Source organism: Alteromonas sp. KUL17, from assembly GCF_006538305.1.
GTDB lineage: Bacteria > Pseudomonadota > Gammaproteobacteria > Enterobacterales > Alteromonadaceae > Alteromonas > Alteromonas macleodii.
Genome location: NZ_BJKJ01000004.1, coordinates 165,721 through 190,528 on the forward strand (window position 1 = coordinate 165,721; position 24,808 = coordinate 190,528).

At 44.0% G+C, this 24,808-nt stretch carries 17 protein-coding genes; 6 read left to right on the forward strand and 11 right to left on the reverse strand.

Annotated features, from left to right (window positions below):
• Window positions 1-41 precede the first annotated feature (41 nt).
• Window positions 42-1,568: an ATP-binding cassette domain-containing protein gene (locus tag KUL49_RS05525; protein WP_131136579.1), complete on the forward strand. Its 1,527-nt coding sequence runs from the start codon at window positions 42-44 to the stop codon at window positions 1,566-1,568.
• Window positions 1,569-1,791: 223 nt separating this feature from the next.
• Here the strand turns inward: KUL49_RS05525 and KUL49_RS05530 are convergent, their stop codons facing one another.
• The 3 genes from KUL49_RS05530 to KUL49_RS05540 form a co-directional block, all read right to left on the reverse strand.
• The gene (locus KUL49_RS05530) at window positions 1,792-2,475 is read right to left on the reverse strand and encodes a DUF1826 domain-containing protein (RefSeq protein ID WP_131136580.1); all 684 of its coding nucleotides are present in this window, start codon (window positions 2,473-2,475) and stop codon (window positions 1,792-1,794) included.
• Between the two features lies 1 nt (window position 2,476).
• Window positions 2,477-3,679 carry a zinc metallochaperone GTPase ZigA gene (zigA, locus tag KUL49_RS05535; RefSeq protein ID WP_131136581.1) on the reverse strand — a complete coding sequence of 401 codons (1,203 nt, stop codon included), beginning with the start codon at window positions 3,677-3,679 and terminating at the stop codon, window positions 2,477-2,479.
• A gap of 81 nt (window positions 3,680-3,760) precedes the next feature.
• Window positions 3,761-4,717 carry a GlxA family transcriptional regulator gene (locus KUL49_RS05540; RefSeq protein ID WP_131136582.1) on the reverse strand — a complete coding sequence of 319 codons (957 nt, stop codon included), beginning with the start codon at window positions 4,715-4,717 and terminating at the stop codon, window positions 3,761-3,763.
• 104 nt (window positions 4,718-4,821) lie between these two features.
• Between KUL49_RS05540 and KUL49_RS05545 the strand changes: the two genes are divergently transcribed.
• Window positions 4,822-5,367: a cysteine hydrolase family protein gene (locus KUL49_RS05545; RefSeq protein WP_242633726.1), complete on the forward strand. Its 546-nt coding sequence runs from the start codon at window positions 4,822-4,824 to the stop codon at window positions 5,365-5,367.
• Window positions 5,368-5,399: 32 nt separating this feature from the next.
• Here KUL49_RS05545 and KUL49_RS05550 read toward each other — a convergent pair whose 3' ends face one another.
• The 7 genes from KUL49_RS05550 to KUL49_RS05580 all read right to left on the reverse strand — a co-directional run bounded on the left by KUL49_RS05550 (window position 5,400) and on the right by KUL49_RS05580 (window position 16,951).
• A complete protein-coding gene (locus KUL49_RS05550) occupies window positions 5,400-5,960 on the reverse strand; it encodes an isochorismatase family protein (protein ID WP_242633727.1) in 561 nt (186 codons plus the stop codon).
• 82 nt (window positions 5,961-6,042) lie between these two features.
• Complete coding sequence (locus tag KUL49_RS05555) at window positions 6,043-7,350, reverse strand: short-chain fatty acid transporter (protein WP_049587759.1); 1,308 nt, start codon at window positions 7,348-7,350, stop codon at window positions 6,043-6,045.
• A gap of 67 nt (window positions 7,351-7,417) precedes the next feature.
• Window positions 7,418-11,539 (reverse strand): hybrid sensor histidine kinase/response regulator, encoded by a 4,122-nt coding sequence (locus tag KUL49_RS05560; protein ID WP_131136583.1) that lies wholly within the window; start codon window positions 11,537-11,539, stop codon window positions 7,418-7,420.
• 266 nt (window positions 11,540-11,805) lie between these two features.
• Window positions 11,806-14,559 (reverse strand): pitrilysin family protein, encoded by a 2,754-nt coding sequence (locus tag KUL49_RS05565; protein WP_131136584.1) that lies wholly within the window; start codon window positions 14,557-14,559, stop codon window positions 11,806-11,808.
• Window positions 14,560-14,762: 203 nt separating this feature from the next.
• Window positions 14,763-15,056, reverse strand: a complete 294-nt coding sequence (locus tag KUL49_RS05570; protein WP_014949976.1) for a YfcL family protein — start codon at window positions 15,054-15,056, stop codon at window positions 14,763-14,765.
• Window positions 15,057-15,152: 96 nt separating this feature from the next.
• On the reverse strand, window positions 15,153-16,316 hold the full coding sequence (locus tag KUL49_RS05575; RefSeq protein WP_014949977.1) for an ATP-NAD kinase family protein: 1,164 nt from the start codon (window positions 16,314-16,316) through the stop codon (window positions 15,153-15,155).
• A complete protein-coding gene (locus KUL49_RS05580; protein WP_131136683.1) occupies window positions 16,313-16,951 on the reverse strand; it encodes an elongation factor P hydroxylase in 639 nt (212 codons plus the stop codon). Before KUL49_RS05580 ends, KUL49_RS05575 begins: the two co-directional genes overlap by 4 nt.
• A 360-nt stretch (window positions 16,952-17,311) precedes the next feature.
• Here KUL49_RS05580 and KUL49_RS05585 point away from each other — a divergent pair, with 360 nt between their 5' ends.
• From KUL49_RS05585 to KUL49_RS05600, 4 genes are all read left to right on the forward strand, one after another.
• Window positions 17,312-17,917, forward strand: a complete 606-nt coding sequence (locus tag KUL49_RS05585; protein WP_242633728.1) for a hypothetical protein — start codon at window positions 17,312-17,314, stop codon at window positions 17,915-17,917.
• Between the two features lie 64 nt (window positions 17,918-17,981).
• Window positions 17,982-18,431 (forward strand): thioesterase family protein, encoded by a 450-nt coding sequence (locus KUL49_RS05590; RefSeq protein WP_131136585.1) that lies wholly within the window; start codon window positions 17,982-17,984, stop codon window positions 18,429-18,431.
• Window positions 18,428-19,666, forward strand: coding sequence for a TIGR02281 family clan AA aspartic protease (locus KUL49_RS05595; RefSeq protein ID WP_131136586.1), 1,239 nt, complete (start codon window positions 18,428-18,430; stop codon window positions 19,664-19,666). The genes KUL49_RS05590 and KUL49_RS05595 overlap by 4 nt, the downstream gene beginning before the upstream one ends.
• 228 nt (window positions 19,667-19,894) lie before the next feature.
• Complete coding sequence (locus KUL49_RS05600; protein WP_131136587.1) at window positions 19,895-21,982, forward strand: ammonia-forming cytochrome c nitrite reductase subunit c552; 2,088 nt, start codon at window positions 19,895-19,897, stop codon at window positions 21,980-21,982.
• Window positions 21,983-22,076: 94 nt separating this feature from the next.
• Here KUL49_RS05600 and KUL49_RS05605 read toward each other — a convergent pair whose 3' ends face one another.
• Window positions 22,077-24,794 (reverse strand): TonB-dependent receptor, encoded by a 2,718-nt coding sequence (locus tag KUL49_RS05605; protein WP_131136588.1) that lies wholly within the window; start codon window positions 24,792-24,794, stop codon window positions 22,077-22,079.
• Window positions 24,795-24,808 lie beyond the last annotated feature (14 nt).

The following is a 24,808-nucleotide window of genomic DNA, read 5'->3' on the forward strand; positions in this document are numbered from 1 at the left end:
AAGTCTTATTCACCATTGACACGTAATCAGAAAACTTCACAATGGTTCTACTTTATATTCACTCGCGATCATTAATGCTGTACCTTTCTGAATTTAAAATAAAGCTTTCTAATCAATACATTACTCCTGCATTTTCGCTAGCGCTCTGTACTGAAAGTGCGCCGTCCCACTTCCTTATTGCAGGTAGAAACAGTAGCGGAAAGTCACTCTTAATTTCCGCGCTTGCCGGTAGTGGGAAGGTAGCAAGCGGTAGTCGTGAATGTAGTTCGGTTGTTGCAGAGGTATCGGTTTTTAAACAGCAAGCGATAATTGAAGAAGAAAAACAAAAAGACAGTGCAGATATTCTAGACGTAATAGCTGAGCCAACACAGGTTCGCGAACTATTCGCACAGACTAATGTGGATTATCAAAACCACCCTTATTACGACGAACTCGCCTCTGCGCTTAGAATTGAGCATTTGCTAGATAATGGGTTTCTTTCACTTTCAACAGGTGAAACCCGCAAGATTATTATCATGTTGGCATGGTTAAGTAATGCCTCTATTATTTTGCTTGATGAACCCTTCGAAGGTTTAGATGTTGAAGCGATAAGCGCATTTAGTCGCTTTCTTGTCTCTCAGCAGCAAGCTTCTTTAGTACTTACCGCCAACAAACTCGCAGATATTCCCAAGAATATTCAAGCCCAGTTGATTGTCATGGATGACTTGGCTATTACGTGGAAATCTGAAGATAAAATTAACTATGACGGTTTGCGCTCAGAACTAAGCACCTGGTTTGCACTAGAGTCTGATGATATCGATGTTCCCTCAGCCCTTAACGCTAAAGACAAACACGGCGATGACCCAAATCGCAATGACCGAAACCTTAATGAGCAAAACAGTGAGTTAGATTCACTACCTCATACCTTAATTCAGCTTAAAGATGGGTTCGTGCGCTTTGATGAGCGAACCGTATTTGAAAAGCTTAACTTTACGCTTAACAAAAATGAGCATTGGCAGATCACTGGTCCAAATGGGTCAGGAAAAACCTGTTTGCTTCAAATGTTTACCGGTGATAATTCCCATTGTTATACCAACGATTTAACAATGTTTGGCATAAAACGTGGCACAGGCGAGAGCATATGGGACATTAAAAAGCACATTGGTATTATGTCTAACGCGCTCCACATGCAGTACAAAGTGAATGCAAGTGTTGAGCACGTTATCATTTCAGGCTTTCACGACAGTATTGGTCTGTATACCCGCCCCACGCTAGAGGAACGCATGGTGGCAGAGCAGTGGCTTGAAGTACTGGGTTTGAAACAGAAAAAGAACACGCCGTTTCAGTCACTCTCTTTTGGTGACCAGCGATTAGTACTTATTGCACGTTCTATGGTTAAGCACCCCGCCGTGCTTATTTTGGATGAACCTTGCAATGGTTTAGACGACTTCAACCGACAGAAAGCGCTTAAGCTTATTGATATATTGGCTAAAGCAGGCACCAGTACACTGCTGTATGTAAATCACCATGCAGAAGAACGCATTCCTAGCATTCACAATACGTTAAATATGAAAGACTATAATGTTTAAGGGTATATGTTGAAAAACTTGGCCTTTCAGGTCTTCGCTAAAAAGATATGGCACTTGCCTGTTAGACTATTTACCTTAACGCTGGAAGCTTAAAAGGGGATATTTAAGAAGATAAGCGAGGTTAGGTACCGAGAAAGAAAAAAGCGCTATCACAAGGGAAAACTCATGGAAAAAGTGATAGCGCCGAAGTAACCGAGGGTGAGGTACAATAAGAACTTAAAAACTACATGGGATCCAGGGTAAGCAACACGCGATGAGTACCAGGTATGACTTTGCAGGACCGATGCACGGCGGCAAATTCTTCATGGCCCTGCCACGACTTACCTTTAAGTAAACCCACATCAAACGCGTTCATTTGCCTAACGCTGCTCTCTCGATAGTGCTGGCCCAACCTATTCTTAGTAAGCCCTTGTGTATTCGCGTCGTTAAGACCAATCATTGGGCGTGTAACCACACTTTCTTTCGGCAGCCACTCTGTACCTTCGCCCAAATAGGTATTCACCAACCGAACAGGAATATTGTCCACATGAAAGCTTGGGCACATTGCTGATGAAAGGGGCACTAACCTTACACCCACACTGTCACAGTCAAATAGCGTGGTGAGCATGTCAGACAGCAAATAAATATCGTCAATGGCAGCCTGCTTTCCGGCACTATTTCTTCCATCAGGTAAAAGCTTTGCGATTTCCTCTTTCAGTGATGTTAAAGAGAAAACACCGCGAATCCCCATTCCTAATGACTTAAAAACGTCGACATAATATTGCGTGACAAGTGGTACTTCAGGCCTTGTCCATATCGCAACGCTTACCCCTTTTTCAAAGATATCGCCCAACACCATAGCATCGGCGTTTGAGCGCCAAGAACTGCTGCGTTCGAATACGGTATTGTAGTCTTGTAACGCCTGCATATTAGTGCTCCCACGCAGGAAATGGGTCAGGCATTTCAGCCCAAACATGATGACCTTGAATAAGCTGTTCGTCTGTTAGCAAGCAACGATCTAACCGCTCGATAATGTCGTTTTTATTAAGCCCTTGTCCAATGAACACCAGTTCTTGACGCATGTCACCGAAGGGCTCCATCCATTGTTCTTCAATCGCTTTAAGGTATTCAGGGTCTTCAGGCCACTGCTCTTTGGGTACGGCTTTCCAAAACAGCCCAGCAGCCCCGTATCTCGCCATACCGCCAGCTTGGCTCCAACTGCCCGCTAATTGAGGGCGTGTTGCCAGCCAGAAGAAGCCTTTTGAACGAATTAACTTACCTGCAATGTCTTTACTATGAATAAAATCATAAAACTTCTGCGGATCGAACGGACGTCGCGCTTCGTACGAAAAGCTGCTTATACCAAACTCTTCAGTTTCTGGTACGTGCTCGCCACGCATTTCTTTCAGCCAACCGGGCGACTGCTGAGCACGCTCAAAACTAAATCGCCCTGTGTTTAGCACTTTGTCGAGGGGCACTTTTCCATGCTCAATAGGAATTTGAATAGCCTCGGTGTTAAGGGTTTGCAGAATACTCTTAAGGCGCGCCAACTCTTGTTCAGAGACTAAGTCTGTTTTGCTAATTAGCAATATATCAGCAAATTCCACTTGTTCGACCAACAAGTCTGCTACGCTACGCTCGTCTTCCTCACCCAAGCTCTCACCCACTTCGTTGAGAAACTTAGCTTCGTCATAGTCTCTAAGAAAATTCAATGCGTCGACAACGGTAACCATAGTATCGAGGCGTGATATTTCCGATAAACTTTTACCGTCTTCATCGGCAAACGTGAAGGTCTCAGCTACAGGCAAAGGCTCCGAAATACCTGTAGACTCTATTACCAGATAATCGTATTTACCTTCATGCGCTAAACGCTCTATCTCTTCAAGCAAATCTTCTCGCAACGTGCAGCAAATACAGCCGTTGCTCATTTCAACCAACTTTTCTTCGGCTCGATTAAAGCTAACTTCATTTTTCACCGTAGCCGCATCGATATTGATTTCACTCATATCATTAACAATAACGGCTACTCTTAATCCATCACGATTATTCAGAATATGGTTTAGAACCGTGGTCTTACCGGCGCCTAGAAAGCCCGAAAGTACGGTAACGGGAAGCTGAGTTTGAATTGACATAACGACTCGCTAAGTTTCATTTTAAATCTCGAATTTAATAAATGTTATAACATAACAATTAAAATGAAAATAACGATATGATTAATTTATTGCAAAACGCTTGCGGTATTCCACCGGACTAAGCCCATACTCTTTACGGAATATCTTCCTAAACGCATTGACGTTTTGATAGCCCACGTTGAATGCAATATCAGCAATGCTACGCGTTGATACTTCAATTTGCTGACAAGCATGATGAAGTCTCAGTTTTTGCAGATAGTCGATGACTGACATACCTAACGCTTGCGTAAATCTTCGCTGTAAGGTTCGCTGACTAACGAAAGTGTGGCTGGCTAAATCGCTAAGAGAAATTGGCTGACTGTAATGGTTTTCCAAGTAATTTTGCGCTTTAACAACGAGAGCATCGCCATGATCTTTTTTAGGTGAAAACTGGTGATAAAAGCCTTGCTCCCTGTAACCTGTATCCACCACCATCTCTTTAGAAAGATTCAAGGCAATGGTGGGTGAACTTAAGGTCGATATGATTTCAAACACAAGATCAATCCACGCCATTCTCCCGCCAGCTGTTATTACACCCTCCCCGTTTACTACGATAGCCTTAGCATCTAGCTTTGCTGTGGGAAAGGTTGCCATGAAGTGATCGGCAATTCGCCAGTGTGTAGTACACATTTTGTTATTTAAAAAGCCCCCTTTGCCAAGAATAAATGCACCTACGCAAGCAGATGCGAGCAATGCACCTTGGGACTTCATGACTTCCATATAGTTAATGAGTGATGTGAAGTCATGCTCAAAAAATGTTTCACTCATGCTTGGCGGCAAGATGACGACATCAACCAGTGCATTTGAATTTAACTGTTCCGCTTTGTAAATACTCGCGCTAAATGCCACATCAGCGTTGATTTGCTCACACATCGTATTTGCTAACTCTAACATCTCAACGATGCCGTAAAGCGCAGATTGGCTTGCGGTTGGATAGTTTATTACTGCTATTTTTATTTCTTTCATCGTTTCATTGTCGTTCTGTGTACGCTGTCGCATTTGGCGCGCTTTTTGTCATTATCGTCACTCTCTATTACACGTGAAAATCTGCAAAATAGTCAATATCGAGTAAGCACAACTTAAACCGTGCTAGAGACTATTTCTTGGAAAAAGAGGGTAAGACCGTGGTTAAACAAGCACTTATTGTTATAGATATTCAAAACGATTACTTTCCTGAAGGGAAGTATCCTTTACACAAACCAGAGCTTGCGATGCAAGAAACACTTAAAGCGATGGCTATTGCAAAGGAAAAGAGCATTCCAATTATTCACATACAGCACCTTGTGCCTGTTGAGGCCGGAGAAGGGTTGTTTTTCTATGAAGGATCTCACGGCGCTGAAATTCATAAAGAGGTGATAGCCGCAGCCCCGAATGCGCCCATCATCACAAAGCAACACGCCGATTGTTTTGAGAACACCAATTTAGAAGAAACCTTACAGTCATTGGGCGTGGATGAAATTCTTCTTGCAGGTATGATGACGCACAACTGCGTAACTCACACAGCATTGTCACCAGCGGCTGCCAAGTATTCCCCCAAAGTCATTGAACCTTGCACCTGTACGCGTGACGCCATTGGTCATCTATTGGCGCTGGATTCTATGCAAGTGCGTGGTATTGACATTGTATCGATAGAAACCGCATTCGCATAGCTCCGACTTGTTTCGCTCATCACGTTGTTCGACTACTTGATGAGCGCTAACACTTCTCGGAATTTTGGATGTTGGCATGATTTTAAAAGGCCAAAAAGTGTCATCTCAAAACTGCTGATCCGTGCGCCCTGCTCACGCATATTTTGGATGGCGAGCACAGCATTTGAAGACTCTCTTGAAGAAATGCAGTCCTGTATTACTTCCACAGTGTGATTATTTTCCAATAAACCCGTTACCGTTTGATAAACGCATACGTGCGCTTCAATTCCTACAACCAGCCATCGACTTAATTCCATTTCACCAATGTACGCCAGTATTTCGGACGAGCACTGGTCAGTACCCGCTACAGCGTTAAAAGTAAACTTCTTAAAGTGAGGATCGCTTGCGACATGAGTTTCAATTTCAGGGACCGTTTTCCCCAAGCCTTCAGGATTTTGCTCAAGTACAACTACGGGAATATTGAGCAATTTACAACACTGTATTAGCTTTACTGTTTTGCAGATCATTGTCTGACTATCATTGACTTTTCGAGCCAGCGCGCCCTGAACATCTACGATCAACAATCCTACCTTTTCTTCGTCTAAATGCATCATTCACATCGCTTGTATTTAAGTTGTGGCTTCATATTCGGCTCTATTCGCTTTGTTTGACGGCGTTAAATTGCTCTCTAAATCCTCACACAAACCGCAATACCAAGGAAATAATGACACCGGTTACGATAAGCTGAACCAAGCAAAAGCCCATAATGTCTTTTGCTTTCAGGCCGGCTATGGCAAGTACGGGTAGCGCCCAAAATGGCTGAATCAAATTAGTCCACGCATCACCCCACGCTACCGCCATGGCAACTCTATTTATTTCGGCTCCAAGTTCAGCGGCAGCAGGCAAGATTACTGGGGCTTGCACTGCCCACTGCCCTCCACCCGACGGCACAAAGATATTAACAATGCCTGCGCTAATAAAACTCCATACTGGCAGCGACTCTGCAGATGCAAAGCTAATCAGCCATTCTGACATGGTTTGGGCCAATCCTGATTGAACCATTACCGCCATGATCCCCGCATAAAATGGGAACTGTATAACAATACCACTACCGCCCTGAACGGCTTGCTGCAGGCTGTGCAGTACATTGCGTGGTGTACCGTGAAGGACAATAGCGAGAAAGAGAAATAGCGTATTAACGATATTGAGATTAAGCCCGCCCCCTGAAACAAAGTAATTAGTGAGATAAGCAAGCCCTGCAAAGCCTACGAGTAACCCAAGCACCTTGCTGTTTTCAAGTTTGTCGGCGGGCCGCTCGTTTGTTGCCGAAGGCAAAGCGTCGTCTTTTAGCTTGGCGCTATCGACAATAATGCTTTCAGATTCAGGCGGTAACATTAAACGATTAACAAGAGGAATAATCACGAACATGATTGCCAATAACAGCAAGTTAAACCCACTGAAAATAGTCTCTCCAGTGCCAACTACGCCAATCTGTGCTTCTGAAAAATGACCCGGCGTTGCAATAGTTAAGGGCACAGAGCCCGCTAAACCTCCATGCCATACAATAAAGCCTGAGTACGCGCTTGCCACCAATAACCGATAATCAACCGACACTTTTCTTGCTAAGGCTTTAGCGAACAACGCGCCTACAACAAGACCAAAGCCCCAGTTTATCCAGCTTGCGATAAGCGACACCAACGTGACCAGCACAATGGCGCTCCCAGGGCTTTTTGCTAAGCTCGCAAGCCTTTCAAGTAAGGCTTTTACTAATGGCGTGCATGCCAACATAAACCCAGTGACTAGCACCAAGAGCATTTGCATTGAAAATGTGAGCAGCCCCCAAAATCCGTCACCCCACTGTCGAATAGTTGTAAGTGGAGACTGATTTTGAATGACCACTGCAAACGCAAACGTAATTAGGGTGAGTAATAAAACGAAAATGTAGGGGTCAGGAAGATATCGTTCGACGAGTTTGACGAAGGGTTTTGATGCTCGGTTTAGCATTAACGCTCTCACAACATGTTAAAAACTTGTTGCATATTAACGCGTTTATTTCCCCGTTGGCGAGGGTCTAATTAACTTTGTAGAGCCAGTGCTGTAATGTTGAAGTTACTTTATTGTGCTCTATGGGTTTGGTGAGGAAATCATCCATACCGGCTTTCATGCACATATCTTTGTCGCCCTGCATAGCATTCGCCGTCATCGCTATAATGGGTACACGTTTGTAAACTTCGCCGGCTGCACCATAGCGAATAAGCTTGGTTGCTTCGAACCCGTCCATTTCCGGCATTTGGCAATCCATGACAATTGCGCTGTAATGCGCCTTAAGCTTGCTGCTTTTTAACAGTTCTAACGCTTCTACACCGTTGTTGGCAACGTCAACCACATACCCTTCGCTTTCTAGAACATTGGTGGCCACTATTTGATTAATAGCATTGTCTTCTACTAACAAGATTCGATAAGCATTATCATCAGAGGTGGACTTTGCGTTTTCTTCAGGTGATTGCACGTGCTGAGTGTTGCCTTCGATAATATGAACCGGATCATCCTCCCGTTTTTTAAAGCGTGGTTTAGCTTCATAGTCAGATGTATTTACTGATTCCTCTACAATTCGAATTAAATCTGAAGAGGTCAGTGGCTTAGGAAGACTCTCATCAACGTCTACTCCGCCATAGACAACAGAGCTCTCCATGTCGCTTAGCTGTGTCATTAATACCAAACGCGTATGTTTTGTTCTGGGGTTATCTAAAAGTATCTGGCCGAAGTGTTGTGAAAACTCCTCCTCTTCTGCTTTCTCCAGAAATACAACATCAATGGGTATTGCCGGTATCTCTTGCTCGCTGTCTTTCAAATATAAGCTAATCGCTTCCTCAATCGAAGATGCGGTCAGCGTAAGCACTCCCCAAAGTTTCAGCTGGCTTTGCATGGCACGTCTTGTTGAAGCATTGTCGTCAATAATCAGGCAACACATGTCTTGTTTAGCAAGCTGAGGGCGCACAGCGTTGCGTTGCTCGGCGTAGCGAATTTCGCATGTCACATCAAAACGGCTGCCTTTGCCAAGCTCGGTGGTAACACTTATGTCTCCTCCTAACAATTGGCATAGCTTTTTGGTAATGCTCAACCCAAGCCCTGTTCCGCCATAGCGTCTAGTTGTAGAAGCGTCGACCTGTGTAAACGCATCGAACAAATGAGGTAGTTTTGATGCGGGAATACCAATGCCCGTATCTGCCACCGCAATGTGCATAAGCGCAGTATTCTGATTGTTAGTAGGAAGCAATTCTGCCGTGACAGAGAGCTCTCCCTGCTCGGTAAATTTAACGGCGTTGCTTAAAAGGTTTGTGAGGATTTGTTGAATTCGGCTGGGGTCTGAGTTTATTTTTGACTCACTGACCTTTGACAAATCTACAACAACATCCAGCCCTTTTTCTTGCGCTAAATGCGCGATCGATTGAGCAATGCTCTCAATCAATTCCCTTACATCAAATTCAACGGACTCAATCTCGAGTTTATCCGCTTCTATTTTAGAGAAATCCAAAATATCATTAATCAGGGCCAGTAGAGAATTAGCGCTTGAGCTTGCGATGTTGACGCGCTGTGATTGCTCAGTAGTTAGGTTGCTTTTCTTAAGCAGACCCAGCATCCCTATCACGCCGTTCATTGGCGTTCTAATTTCATGGCTCATATTTGCAAGGAATTCAGACTTCAACTTTGTTGCTTCTTCGGCTTGTTCCAGCGCTTTTTTCAAATCGTTGGCCTGAGCTTTCAACGAGGCTGTTTTTTCTGAAACTTGTTGCTCTAGCGCCTGAACAAAGCGCTTCTGCTTGGTAATTTCTGTTTGCTGTAAGTGGGTTCTTAAGTAAATGATCAACAGAACAATGCCGAGTAAAAACGCAATGTAAATGCTGTATGCCCACCATGTTTTCCAAGGAGCTGCTGCTACATGCAAATTAACCGACATGACTTCGCTGCCCCATTCACCATTGGGCTTCATTGCTTTGACCAGCAATGTATAGGTGCCGCCATTTAAGTTAGTAAATGAAACGTTGTTGTGATTTCCGATATCAATCCACTGTTCATCGTATCCTTCTAATTTGTAGGAAAAATGAGAACGCTTGGGATCAGAGAAGTCTAGAAGAGCAAAGTCTAATGAGATGAAATAGTCTTCGTAGGAAAGATTAATATCCGTAACGTAGGATAGTGGCTTATCAAGGCTTACTGCTTCGCCCATTTTGTTGAAGCCAGTTAGCACAATTTTAGAATCGACCAACTCAGACTGTCCTGGCACATACTCAAAGTATTCAATACCTCGCTGGCTACTGGTAAAGAACGTGTTGTTAGTGGCTCTAAGTAAACTGTTTGAATAGAAATTCTGACTTACAGCCCCAGCAGTGCTAGTGTAATTAATGGCACTTTCAGTAGCCGGATTAAAAAGAAAGATCCCTTTATTCGTGGTAAGCCAGAGCTGGCCCTCGTCGCCGTCTGCAATCGCTCTTACTAAGGTAGCGGGCAACCCTTTCTGCTCCCCAAACCACTCGAAGGATTTCGATTCAGGCTTATAAAGGTTCAACCCCCGTTGGGTTGCAATCCAAATTTGGCCGTTTTTGGTCTCATGAATATCTTCGACGATGCTGCCCAACAGACCTGCATTGTGATCTTTATTATATTCAATCTGAGTGAAAGTATTGTCCTGAATGGACCATAAATTTACGCCACTTCCAGTGCCAATCCACATATTTCCTTGAGAGTCATTAACAATGGCGTGAATCTCTGGGTGAGCTAAACCGTCAGTCGTTGAAAGATGCCTAAAGACGCCAGATTGCACGTTGTATATATAAACACCATGCTTGTAGGTACCTATCCATACATTGCCTTCGTTATCTAACGCTAACGCTCTGAACTCTCTGAATTGGCGATACTTGCTGTCTTCTCTGGGATATTCTAAGCGACTTACATTTCCATTCTTTCTGTTAACACGTGCAATAAAGTTGTCTTGTGCCACCCAAATATTGCCGTGTTTATCGGGGACAATAATAGGTCGTTCTATAACTCCCCTATTTGAATATTCACTTTCTTCTTTAAATACCGAGTCAAATTCCTTTTGGAGTATTTGCTCTTTCACTTTCCATGTATAAATTTCAGCATTTGCTGTAGCAATCAATACATCGCCACTATTTTTGAAGGTATCTAGCTCAATGCCACTGGGTGAAACCAATGAGTCACTATTGATCTGCTTGATTTTACGGCGAGGAGATAGTTTAAATATGCCGTGAACTTCACTGGTTACCCATTTTGTTTTAGTGTGGTCTTCATATATTATGCGAAGTCCGTTGTCATAGCCGAAGTCCATCTTCTCTACGTAATTTCCCTCACCTGTATGTCTATAAAGACCCGTGGTGGTCACAAACCAAATGCACCCTTCGTGATCTTCAATCATTGAGTTCACTTGGCCTAATGCTTTGCCGTCTCGCGTAGTTTGTGCAAGGAACACGCCTGAACTTGGAAAGAAAAGAAAAGGGCCTTCCTGAGTCGCCACATAGAATTGGCTTGACGACGTACGCAGCAAGCTACGTATTTCATTGGCTCCTGTTGCAGTACGATTATCAGGGTCGGGAAAGAAGTGTTTGGCGGTGAGAGTTCTTTTGTCTAGCAAGTTCAAGCCAAAACTGGTGGCTACCCACAGACTGTTGTCATTATTATCCATAATGTCCCAAATGCGATTATGAGACAGACTGTGGTCCTCATTGCTTTTCTTCTGAACCCTTTCGAATTCCCCATTTCCTAGAAAACGATTTAAACCTTGATCATACGAACCTAGCCAAATTTGGCCTGTTTTATCGTGGAAGAGTGATTGGATTCGGTTTGAAGATATGGAGCGAGGGTCGTCTGGATCATTCAAGTAACGAGAATAGTGACCTGTTGTTGGGTCGTACTTGTTAACTCCACCTCCCCACGTTCCAATCCATATATTGCCTTCTGCATCCAACATCAAATTGCCAGCGTCGTTGTGTGATAGCCCTTGGCTGGGATCGCTGTCAGACTCAAACAACGTAACTCTACGACCGTCGTAACGCATTACACCGTTTTCGGCAGTACCAAACCACAAAAAGCCTTGGCGATCTTGGATAATGGAATAAATCTCTGATGAGACGAAGCCATCTTCGGCAGTTAAAAGCTCAGCCGAATACTCATTCATCAGCTTGTCTGCATTAGATGGATAAACACAGGGAACATAAAACAGGCAGAGAAGAGCTATTGCAAACAAGCGCACTGGTGCAAGTACAGGATTTGTTATGCTCGCAAAGAAGGCATTCTTCAAAGTGAAATCAAGACATTAAATTAAACTTTCTTAACCATAAATCATCTATTGAACGCAATCTATTCTACAAAAGACGCATTTGTCACATAAAAAAGGGCCGAAAATGATATCGGCCCTTTTTCTCTTGGTTAATTATTTACCAACTACAGTGAATTCATGCTTTGCACGCTAACAGGCCCGAGCTGAGCCGCTTCAACTTCTGCTTTAATCTTCTCGGCATCTCCGATGATTATCCAGGTTAATTTCTCTGGGTGCAGCACTTCTTTCGCCGCGTTACTCAAATCGTCTAAAGACAAGCTGTTGTATTTCTCGACCAAAGACTCTGGGTAGCTATATTGTCTGTTAAATCTTTCACTCGACAGTAAGCTATACAATACCGCGTTAGCCGTCTCAAATTGACCTGGCAAAGAGCGAACTTCGTCTAACCGCGCCCTTTCAAGTTCATTCGCCATTGGCGGCTTTTCACCTAAGTAAGCGTTAAGCTCTTTCTTAAGCTCAAGCAGTGATGGACCTGTTTTATCGGTTTGCACCGGCGCATAAACCATAAACGGGCGCTGTCCCCTAGCATCTTGCAGGAAGGTGTACGCGCCATAAGACCAGCTTTTATCTTCACGCAGGTTCATATTAACGCGAGCAGTAAAAGCACCACCTAAGGTTAAATTCATGGCATTAATTGCAATATTGTTGTCAGCCCCTGTTGGTGGCGCTAAATGTGCAGCCAGAATAAGTGACTGTTGTGCACCAGGGCGGTCGATAATAATCGCTTGGCCTTGCTCAGGCATTGACGCTTCAGCAATTTGCTTCGCACCTTTGCTACCTTCTACCTTCCATTTGCCAAACTCTTTCTCAAGCATGGGTTTAATGGCACCTAACGTGGTGTCGCCAACAACAAAAATTGTCGCATTGTCTGGGCGTAGCCACGTATTTTTAAAGTTAACAAGGTCATCTCGCGTAATCGCTTGTACGTCTTGTTCAGTTCCGGTACCGGTAAACGGAATACCGTACGCATGGCCTTCACCATAAATAAGAGGCGGAAGTAACGTAAGCGCAATACTTACAGGGCGCGTTTTTTGCTGTGCAATATTACTTAATATAAGCGCTCGTTGACGTTCAATCTCTTCCTCTTTGAACGTTGGTGATTTCAAGATATCCCCCATCAGCGCCAAAGAAGGCTCCATGTTCTCTGTTAACATTGACATGGTAACTGTGGTGGTATCTAGGTTTGAGCCGGCGTTTAAATCAGTACCCAACTGCTCAAGCTCTGCCGCAAGCTCCAGCGCGTCATATTTTCCCGCGCCTTCGTCAAGCATCTGTGTGGTGAAGCTCGCAAGTCCTAACTTGCCACCCGCATCAGCAGCGTAACCCGCGTCGAATTGCACCGCAACATTCACCAATGGAACCGTAGAGCGTTTTGCAAATACTACCTTTACACCGTTAGAAAGCGTAGTTTCTGTCACCTCAGGAAAGCTCAGTTGAGTCTCTGCATCGATTGAAGGCAAGCCAGAGCTGCGGTCAACGCCTTCGGTAGATGCTGTGTGCTCAATAAACGGAACAACCGTGATTTGATGCCACCCTTCTTTTAGCCATTTATTCGCAGCCGCTTTAACCCTTTTAGGAGTAGCCTGTCCTAGCTCACTCAATTCAGTTTTGAAGTAGTTAGGGTCGCCAGCAATGAACTCACCACTAGCAAGCGTATCGGCTTTACCGCCAAAGCCCCCAACCTCTTCAAGCCCGCGAATAATTGAAGCACGTCGCTTAGTCGACACCAATTTAACTTCGTCTTTGCTTGGACCTTTACGCAAAAACTCGCTAATGACTTTATCTATTTCTTTTTCCACTGTCGCAACGTCAACGCCGTCTTTTACGTCAACCGTCACACCAAAAATAGACGCCATTTGTAGCTCGTAGTTAAACACCGAGGCATTGGTAGCAATTTGTTGGTCGTACACCAGTTCTTTGTAAAGGCGTGAGTTTTTACCATCGCCCATGACACTCGCGGCAATGAACAAGTCTGTTGCGGTTGAAGAGGTATTTTCAGGTGAAACCCAAAGGCGGTAAATGCGCGATTGTGGCACCTTGTCTTGAATTACTTCTCGGGTATTTGCATTGCGCTTGGGTACCCATGCTTCCCATTTAGACAGTGCTGGGCCCGGCTCAATATCAGCGAAGTACTTGTTAACCAGAGGTTTGGCTTCTTCTGCGTTAATATCGCCGCTTAGCACCAGTATTGCGTTATTCGGTCCGTAATATTGGTTAAACCAGCCTTTAACGTCGTCTAACGATGCGGAGTTAAGATCTTCCATCGAGCCAATCACCGTATGATGGTAAGGGTGCCCTATGGGAAATAAGCCTTCAAAAATATGCGTGAATACGCTTCCGTAAGGCTGGTCTTCGCCCTGACGTTTTTCATTTTGTACAACGCCACGCTGTTCGTCTAATTTCTCTTGTGTCACCGCACCTAACAAGTGCCCCATGCGATCAGATTCCATCCAGAGAATACGATCAAGTGCAGGTGTCGGAACGGTTTGGAAATAGTTAGTACGGTCAAAGTTTGTGGTACCGTTTAATCCTGTTGCCCCAGCTTCTTGTAACGGCCCAAACCATTCATCGTCATAGTTCTCTGTGCCGTTAAACATTAAGTGTTCAAATAGGTGCGCAAACCCTGATTTGCCGTTTGGTTCGTCTTTTGAACCCACTTTATACCAAACCGCAACGGCAACCACTGGGGCCTTGCGGTCTTCATGAACAATTACCGTTAACCCATTATCGGTAGTGAACTTTTCGTAGTCGATATTGATATCGTTTTTAGCAAACGCTGAGCCAACCAGCGTACTACTTACTGCCAGCACACCTACACTTACTTTTAAGCGCTTGGTGAGATGCTTAAGTACAGTCATTTCGTCATCCTTAATCTTATTATCTGTGCTGAACACCAAAATGTGCCAGGCACCACAGAACGGCTTTACGCCAGTACTAAACATAAATCAATTTGGTAGTTTATAAAGAGTTACGATGCAGAAAACTGTAACGGATTGTAAAAGAGAGGATAAACGACGAACGAAGAAAAATTGTTAGGGAAAAGTAAGGAAGAAAGTCGCAATTATATTGCGACTAGCCGTGCCCAAAGCGCTTTAACTTGTTTAGCGTCTTCACTTTCTAATTCGTTGTTGGCGAATGCGCTATTAAGGCTCTCGAGCATTTTATCATTAAGCATCGCAACCGTAGCATCTTCTTGCATTTCTAACTGGCGAGCCTCTACTGCAAAGTGACCTTGCAAGTAGCTGGCTATAAACAATTCGTCATCACTACCGTGATTTACCACGTCATCAAGCGATGCCTCAATATCTGCGATGGCGTTAACGACACTTTCTGGTGCTGCAGCAGGTGGTAACACGTCTTACTCCTTCCTGTTTTTAAATATCAAATCTTAGTTCGAGATAAACTCATTTTTTATGGCTATACATGTGCTGTGTTATATCAAACTGCGTCTTTAAACAGCTTGGCAAAGTACTTTATCTTTATACCCAGTGATAACCGTGAACGCGCCTGCGAGTTCAGCGTCTAGCGTTGCATCGCTTGAGTCTAAGCGAAGCGGCTTACCGTTTAATGCCTGTAGTTTTTGTTTAGTGGCAACAACGAGCATATTCTGCTTGCCAATTTGGCGGATAAAAGCAGGGCTAAGCTGCTGATTTCCGCGACCTAATATGTGGCCCTGACCACCGATCACCGTCAAAATGACTTTAGTGGGCTTGTCATGAGTTAGCGCAATCAGTTCGCTCGCAGTAACGTCACTTGCGATTAGCTCACCTTGTTTAACCACATCCACACCTAACAAGGTATTTTCTAGGCCAAGAAAGTCCATGACCGCACCTACGGTGGAGCCGGATCCCATGACAAAATAGGTATCAGGCTCATCGTCAATAATTTCACCAACGTAAGCGGCAATGTCGTCAAGCACTAAGGCCTCGTCTTCTTTCCCGCCCATTTTTACTGCTTGAACATAAGTGAGCTCTGCGGGTACGCGCATTTCACCATAGTGTTTGGCAATAACTTTGCCCTCGCGAAACGCGTTTTCGTCAATATCACGTACTTCGGCGTCCATTTCACTCACAAGCTCGCCTGCGATCATCTGACTTACTACCTGCCCTGCCGCTGACGGCGACACGCAGTAAACGCCAGAGTGAATTTTGCAACCTGCAGGCACACCTAGCACGGGCACCTGTGTGCCAACTACGCTACAGATATTACGGGCTGTGCCGTCGCCACCGGCAAAAAGCAGTAAGTCGACGTTGGCGTCCACCATTGCTTTAGCTGCACGCTCTGAATCTTCGCCCTCGGTTTGCACGGCATCAGCCGTGTAGATTACCTCATAAGGAATACCTAGAGATTCACAGATTGTTTCACCCATATCGCCCGATGCTGTCACGACGGTAAATTGCCCAGATAAGGCTTCTAGAATACTGAGCGCTTTCGCCATTTTTTCGTTGGCTTTTTTCTCTGCTCCCATAGCCAGTGCTTTTTCGCGAATTTCTGCACCGTCGCTGCCTTTAAGCGCGAGTGCTCCGCCTATGCCGGCAAAGGGGTTTACCACAACACCCAATTTGAATTTGGGTTTGTTATCAAACGTTGATTGGCTAAGATCAGTATGATTCATTCGGCATCTACTCCTATCCCGCCACCCAATTTGCTGTTAGCGTATTTTTTTGACGTGTCTGTTACCGTGCTATTTATTATGCTGCTACATGAACCAGACGACTTACCTTTACCAAACGTAGATGACAGCGCATTAATAAATTGTTCAGCCCGAGGCGGAAAGCCCTCAGATTTATAGCGTTCAAGCTGTGCGGCTACGTTTCGCGTAAAACCTTCTCTGTCGGGCTCAGCGCCGTTTAAGTTATCCGTGCTTACCTGAAACTTTCTTCCTGCTGCTTCTGTAAACGCCCACTCAATGGCCTGGGGCTTAATTTCTACTTTTTCGAAGTCAGCTTGCTGTGATGCATCGCGGCCATCTGGGCAATACCAGTAACCGTAATCTTCTAATAGTCGACGCTTTTCACCCGCAATACACCAGTGCGCAATTTCATGCAAAGCGCTTGAAAAAAATCCATGAGCAAACACGACTTGATGATAAGGTGTTGCGCTGTCTGCTGGGATGTAAATGGGTTCGTCATCACCTAAAACCAAGCGCGTATTAAAATCTTCAAATGTCGAATTAAACAACGCGATTAACACAGGTACATCAACGTCTGCTTCTGAGTGATCCGACCCCGTAGTCGTTTCTCGGTGCATGCCCGGATATTCACTTTTTAGGCTTTCAACGTTTGAGCCTTTAGTATCGGTATTTTTAGTTTCAGTCTTGGCAAACAATGCGTGATGACTTGCGATGTTCATGGCGGCTAATAAATTCTACATAACAGAGCTATTTCAATGGCGGTGGAGTATACCAGTAAAACTTTGTCTTCTCACTTGAAAGGCTCGCTTGCTTAGGTCAATCTAGGTTTACAACAACGAATTAGCCACACTATCTCAACAGGGAGTTTGTCATTTGGCGCAAGAGATAATTAAACATATTCATCGGGTCAATGCCCTTCGTGACTTAGCCAATCAGTTGGGTGTAATGCCTATCATTCACCAATTGCAACACTGGCAATGCGAACGCTTACTGGTCACGCACGACGATTTAGCACAGCAAAAACGTTACCAAAAAGCCATGGCTTTTTTGTAGATGAATTGTACGGGCCAAAAGATTTTAGCCAACGGGACGCTGATTTAGTGCGAGTCATTCCAAAACTCGCAAAAGTACTGCCTGACAAAGCTATGAACGCTATGGACGACGCATTGTCGTTAAATGCACTATCGTTCGATTTGGATATGGCGATGGCTCAGTACTTACAAAGCCATTTTCCCGGAGAACCTATCAACCGAGATAACTACGCTTTGGTGTATCGTAATGTGGGCAGAATTGAGGATAGAAAGCATCAAATCGACATAATTTCCCATTTGGGCGATCAACTCGCGGACGTTATAAAAATTCGTGGTATAGGTATGTTAATTTCACTGTCCCGTCGTCCAGCTAAATTAGCAGGATTACTCGCATTGCATGAATTTTTGGAACGAGGGTTTGATGCGTTTAAAGCGATAGGTGACGTGCAGAGCTTTATTGACCCCGTATTGGTGAGAGAAAAAGCGATAATGCAATTATTGTTAAGCGATGATTTAACGTTACCTGAAGATAATCCCCTGCCTGTGGTATGAGGCACAATGCCTGAACGTGAAGAAGCAGAGTAGATCAAAGCAAAAATATGAGTAAGGAAAAGATTTGAGCACCCCAACGCTTAATTGGATATTAGACGCCCCCTATGTGCAGCAGTGGCATATTGATGATACGCACATCGACCACTATCAGCACGTTAATAATGTGGCGTACCTGTCGCAGTTAGAAAGCCTAGCATGGGCCCATTCAAACGCGCTTGGCTTGCAATTTGCCGATTATCAATCGCTTAACCGTGGCATGGTCATTAAGCGCCACGAGCTAAACTACCACCTGCCAACACATCTTGGAGATACGTTAGAATGCGCTACATGGATAGTGCATTGCGACAGCAAACTTACTTTGAAACGCCAGTTTCAATTTATCTGCCCAAAGCGAGGCAAAACCGTATTTGATGCTATGACCACATTCGTGTGTGTTAGCCTTGATACTGGTGCCCCAAAGCGAATGCCTAAACAATTCGTGGACATCTATGGCAAGGCGTGTGTGGCACAATGAAAACGTGGCTAGCGATAGTGCTTTCGCTCTTCCTTATTGTGTCGCTAGGCATAAACGTTTACCTATGGCTTAGTTTAAAGCAGCACAATGATAAAGCTTATGCACTAGAGGCCAGTTATGAACACCGTTTAGATAGTGACAAGCAGCTAGAAACCCAATCACAGTTGGTGGATGAAACTCAGGTAAACGAAAAAGCTGAGCCCTTCAACAATGAACGCTCTCCCGCCAACTTTTCACCTATGACAGGCACTAACACGACACCCAGCGAACTTGACGATCTGCGCACCTCTTCACCACTCGTTAATCAAGATCAATTAGATTCACTGACTACCCTACTCAATAACGAGCAATACGCGTTGCTCGCCACTGAATTAACAAACCTTTTAAAATATGACCCGCTCAACGAATCTCTGTTGTTGCTAGAGGGTGAACTGATTGAGTTAACCAAGCCTCTCTCAACGGCCATAGTGCACTACTACGACTTGGCCGAACTGCCTCTTCCAACTGAAACTCTCTCATTTATTGACGCAAAAATTGCTACTTTGTATCAACAGGCGCAGACGCAGTTAAGTCAAGACGAACAATGGGAACTGGTTGCCAGATTAAATGAGCCACTGTATCAACGCATACCTGACGCTAGGCACTACACCCTTAATTTGGCTGAAGCTTACGCTTATCAGCAAAAGCTTACGTTAATGGAAGACGTGCTTGCTGCCCTTCCATTAAACGACAGAGACGCTAATATCATTCGCAATAAAGCCTATGAAATGCGCGATATTGCCAACGCAGACGCTACGCCGAACAAGAGTGAAATAGAGCCAACAGGCGCTGAAGCCGCACGTTATCAAACCCGTGTAGCCTTAGAGCGCATTGGCGATCAATATCGCCTTGATGTAAAGGCGCTTAACCAAAAAGCCACCATGATTTTAGATACGGGTGCCAGTACCACCGCAATATCATCGCGACTCTTTGCGCGTTTAGGCCGTATGCGAAACCTCACGTTCATTGGTAACTTCAACATTAGAACCGCATCAGGAACCATTGAAGCCCCTCTGGTACAAATACCCCGATTTTACTTTGCTGGCTACGAGTTCAACGATGTTTCTGCCATCGTGCTGCCCGAAGACGCTCTACCCGATGCCGACGGATTGTTGGGAATGAACGTTCTAGGTCAGTTTGACTTTGCAATAATGCCCCAGTCTAGTGAATTGATTTTAACCGAACGTAACGAATAACCCCCACATAAGATGTTTGTATTATTAGGACGTGCTTGCGTTAACATGATACCCTATACAAACTATTAACATATTAGAGTTTTTGACGTGCCGCGTATTGTCGTATTAACCCTGGTTTTGCTGTTCGTTTTTTCAAGCTATGCTTCTTACGCTAGTGAATCTTCACAATGCGTAAGTTGTCATGCCGTACAAGTAAACCTGTGGGAAACATCAGACCATGGAAAAGCCATGGATCATGCGACAAACGAAACGGTTTTAGGAAATTTCGATAACGCAACAACCGAGCACTTTTCGCAACATGCAACTTTCTTTAGAAAAAATGAAAAATTTTTTGCCACGCTTAATGAGGCTGGAGAAACTACTCGATACACTATTTCTTATGTATTTGGTCACTCCCCCTTACAGCAATATTTAATTGAAACCGAAAGTGGCCGCTTTCAAGTTTTCCCATTTGCATGGGATAGCCGCGATGAAAAAGAAGGTGGTCAACGCTGGTACCCTAACTATCAAGATGAAGATATTGGCGTGAACGATAGGCTGCACTGGAAGCAGCCGATGCAAAACTGGAATGGAATGTGTGCCGATTGCCATTCGACCGGCCTAACACGTAACTTCGACACCGACACATTAGCATTCAACAGTCACTTTGATTCCATTAATGTTTCTTGTACTTCTTGCCATGGAGATATGGCAAACCATTATAAGCAAGATAGCAATACACTTTCTTCTACGCTCGCTTCGAAGGCTGATACAGCTATCAGCAACGATATGCCCGCCTATTCCCACAATACCTTGTCGGCAGGCGAACAAAAGGCTATGGGTCAATGGTTACTAAAAGAAGGGGATAAAATTGCTAGCTGGCAAGAGCTTGAAAATGGCGAATATAGGCCTGCGAAACGGGACAATAGCTTTATGGATACCTGTTTTGGCTGTCACTCTCTTCGTTCTTCACTAACTGATGGCATAAACCCTGAACACCACTATCTGGATCAGTTCACTCCTTCCTTACTTATATCTCCTCTTTACTTTGCTGACGGGCAAATAAAAGAAGAAGTGTATGTATATGGGTCTTTTCTTCAAAGCCGGATGTATGAGGCTGGTGTTAATTGCATAGACTGTCACAACCCACACACTATGAAGCTGAAAGTAGAAGGTAATGGGCTGTGTTTGCAGTGCCACTCTGCACAAGCATACGAAGGAGAGAAACACACTAAACATCCTAGTGACAGTGAAGCGAGCCAGTGTGTAAATTGTCACATGCCAACGCGCACCTATATGGGTGTAGACGCCAGACGAGACCACAGCTTTAGTATCCCTACCCCACATGTATCAGCGAAAACCGGCGCGCCTAACGCCTGTCTTAACTGCCATGAAAACAACAATGATTGGGTGTCAAAGCAATTAAATGAGTGGTATGGCAGAGATTCGACATTAAATAGCGATGAAGAAAAATACGTTGCTTTTATGCATGGCGAAGCTATGAATAAAAACGAAGTGCTAAGACTTGCCCATGCTAAAACGCTGCCCGTTATAAAGCGTGCGACAGTGGTCACAATGCTACCTAGTCGTATTGAGACACTGAGCGATAAAGATCTTAGACCATTTATTAGAAACAAAGAGCCATTACTACGACTTGCGGCGGCCCAAGCTGGCAGGGCTCTTCCAACAGGCGAACGGCTGAAATCCTATAAAGGTTTACTCAACGATAAATATAGAAGTGTTCGCGTTGCCGCGGTTAATAGTTTAATAGGCCTTGGAATTGATTCGGCTGCGTTTAATCAAGCGTTGGATGAACTAGACACATCTAACGCTATTAACCAGTGGCGTGGCGAAGGTAACCTCAATCAGAGTTTAGTTGAATACCAGCTAGGAAACGTTCAAGAAGCAGAAGCACTTTTAAAACGAGGTATTAAAGTAGACCCTTTCTTTGAAGCTAATTACATTAATCTTGCCGAACTGTACCGCAGCCAAAATAAAGCAGCGCTCGAAAAACAAACCCTCGAAGAAGCAGTAAAGGCGGTTCCTACTAGCGACATTATTTACTATTCACTGGGAATGCTTAATATTCGCCAGCAGAATAAACCTGCTGCTGTTGAATTATTTAAAAAAGCCTCTGAACTAGCACCGACCAATACTCAGAACTGGTATATCTACGCCCTTGCTCTGGATAATATAGGTAAAACACAAAATGCGATTACCGTGCTAAAAGAGGGACTTTCGCATGTTCGAGACAGCAGGCTTATTGGACTGGGCATGTCTTTTTCACAGAAGCTCGGAGACCGCGAATCTTTTACTTATTTTCGCTCCCTAGGTTAGTTTTCTTAATCAAAAAATTGAGGGTAACTCCCTCAATTTTTATTTAATACAGCAACTTAATTTAACAAAGGTTTGTAAAGTAAGTCCGACTCTTTTACCATTTCATAGTGAAGGACGCTCTAAGTGTTCTTCCTCTTTCAGTATTAGTTAATAGCGCTATTGGAAACTGTGCATACGTGCGATTGTTCTCTTCTGTTAAGTTGTTCCTCTGCAGCGAAACACTCATGTTATCGTTAATCGTGTATTTGTAAGTTAAAGCCAATTGGTTGAATTCATCGCTATACCAGCCTAGATCCTCGGTACCTATAGACTGCAAGTAAGGATCTCTAAAATTGTAGGCAACCCTAATACTGTGTTTTTCCTTTTCATAATACGCAATTAAATTTCCACTCTTTTTAGATAGCCCTAAATACGGTTGCGGGTTACCGGATAAATCTGTTAAGTCAGTATCACTATTGATTACCGCATAGCTCGCCGTTACCCCAAATCCGTCAAAGGGTGCAGGGAGAAAGTCAAAAGCTTGTTGATAGTAGAATTCAATGCCCTCAATAGTCCCACCTTCTCCGTTGGCATCCTGAGCAATGGTGAAAAAAGGCACTTCCGGGTAGGAAGGAAAGCTTAAATTATTTTGTCTAGGTATAACGAACGACGCAATATCTTTTGTGAAGAGCGTTGTAGTAAAGGCAGAGGATTCGTTGAAATACCACTCAGCGGATACATCAAATTGCGTAGCTTCAAAAGGTTTTAGTTCAGGAGAGCCTCCATTGCCGAAACCCGGTACTAAATTTCCGTTGTCATCTGTATCCGTTCTCACAAATAGTCTAAATGAATTACGCATTGAAGCAGTGCTAGGGTACGCAAGCACTTTAGCCCCGCCTAATCTCAACTTAAAATCATCTGTAATATCTAAATTGAAAATTACTGAGGGTAAGAAAGTTGAATTCGTTACCTCAACAGTCGACCCTGTCACTTCAGTCGATGATACAGCCTGATTCCCTATCGATGTGAGGTCACGCTTTAACCACCTACCACCAAAGTTGCCACTGGCTCTCATACCAGCAAACTCAAGGTCGTAGTTAATTTTCAAATAGGCAGCTAAGTGGTCTTCTTCAATATTCCATGTACTTAATAAATTATTGATGTCAGCGTCAGGGTTTAAACACTTTTGACGATCTGCTTCAGTAAATACATCAATAACAGATTCGCACCCAACAATATTCCTTCCTTGCCCAATTAAATAACTTCTCGGTAACTCACTTAACGCATTAGGTAGATAATCTGTGTTTGAGAATGTTTCAAAAAAACTTTTTAAATTGAATTTTTGCTCATAATCAAGAAGATTGTCGGTCGGTTGATTACGAAACGGAACTAACTGCCTATTCCCCGCATCTGTATTGGTTTGATATCGTTGTAATCTAACACCTGCCTCTAGTTTCGTGAAAATAGGACTATCGATATATATATCGCTATCTATACTTAAAGCGTAGTGTTCAGTGCGCGTACTTTGCTTATTATCGAAGTAGTTATTCCATCGATAGGCACGTTTATCTAATGGGTCAGCATCGAAGTTAAATTCACCACCAAAATCACCTTCTCTTACGTCAAAGTCGATATCAAACGTTTCTAGGGTCTGTACTCGGTTAAATACTTGGATTCTATCGGACTCCGAATTACTGTAAGTAAGCTCGGAAGAAATAGTAGCCTCGTCAGTAATTTGCCATTCGTTTTGTAATGCTACGGATAAAAGGTCAGTTGAAAGGTCAACGTACTCCGCGTTGTTTTGTAAGGGACTTTGTGCCGACCCTGCCACTAGGAAATTGTTTTCATCGACTACAGCATTAGAAAAATCCCCCAGCAATGGCGTTGATAACCAATGCCTATCTCTCACTGAGTCAAATTTTGAATATAGTGCATCGAAAACAAAATAAAGGGCCTCTGATGGTTGCCACTGTACTATAGACGACGCACTCAATCTGTCGCGGTCGTCTATTATTTGTTGAAAACGGGGATCGCTATTTATAAATAACTTTTGCTCTGCGCCTTGCGCATCTAAATCTAAACGATTACCGTCAGAATCCGTTGCAATCCGGTCGGTAGCAAGCGACGTCCACCCGTTAAACGTACCGACACCATCTTGTGATACTTCCCTTTTGTCTAAATTCGCGCTTAAAAGTATCCCCACTCGATCGTCAGAAAACGTATTTGAATAGGAGCCGAACAACTGGTTCCCTAAACTATTATTCTGATCATTATAATTTGCAGCATAGGAAAATGCTTTTTGTTCGCCAGGGTTATCGAATGCGGTTTGGCTTTTGATGTTAATCACGCCGCCCATAGCACCATCAATCATATCGGCTGATGATAGTTTCGTTACAGTTAAGGATTTTGTTAACGCAGAAGGTACCATGGCCATAATGGAATAGGTCGATGTGTTCAACGTATCCATTCCCGTTCCTCCGCGCCCGTTTACATCTACAATTGTCCTTCCATTGTACAAAATAACATTGTCACGTAACCCCCTTATAGATACGGAAGAGCCTTCACCAATACCTTGGTCGACTTGAACGCCCGCCACCCTTCCGAGGGATTCTGCGACCGTCACGTCTGGCAACTTTCCTATATCATCGGCAATAATGGAGTCTTCAATTTGGTCTGAGTAGCGCTTATTTGCAGTCGCTGCAATCAATGACGTTCTTACCCCTTTAACCTCTATCACTTCCACAGACTTATCGATTTCCTGTGCAGTTCCGATGTTGGTACATAAAATCGTACCTACCGCCGAAGCTACCATTGAAAGTTTTTTTATCTTCATTTTTAACAATCCTC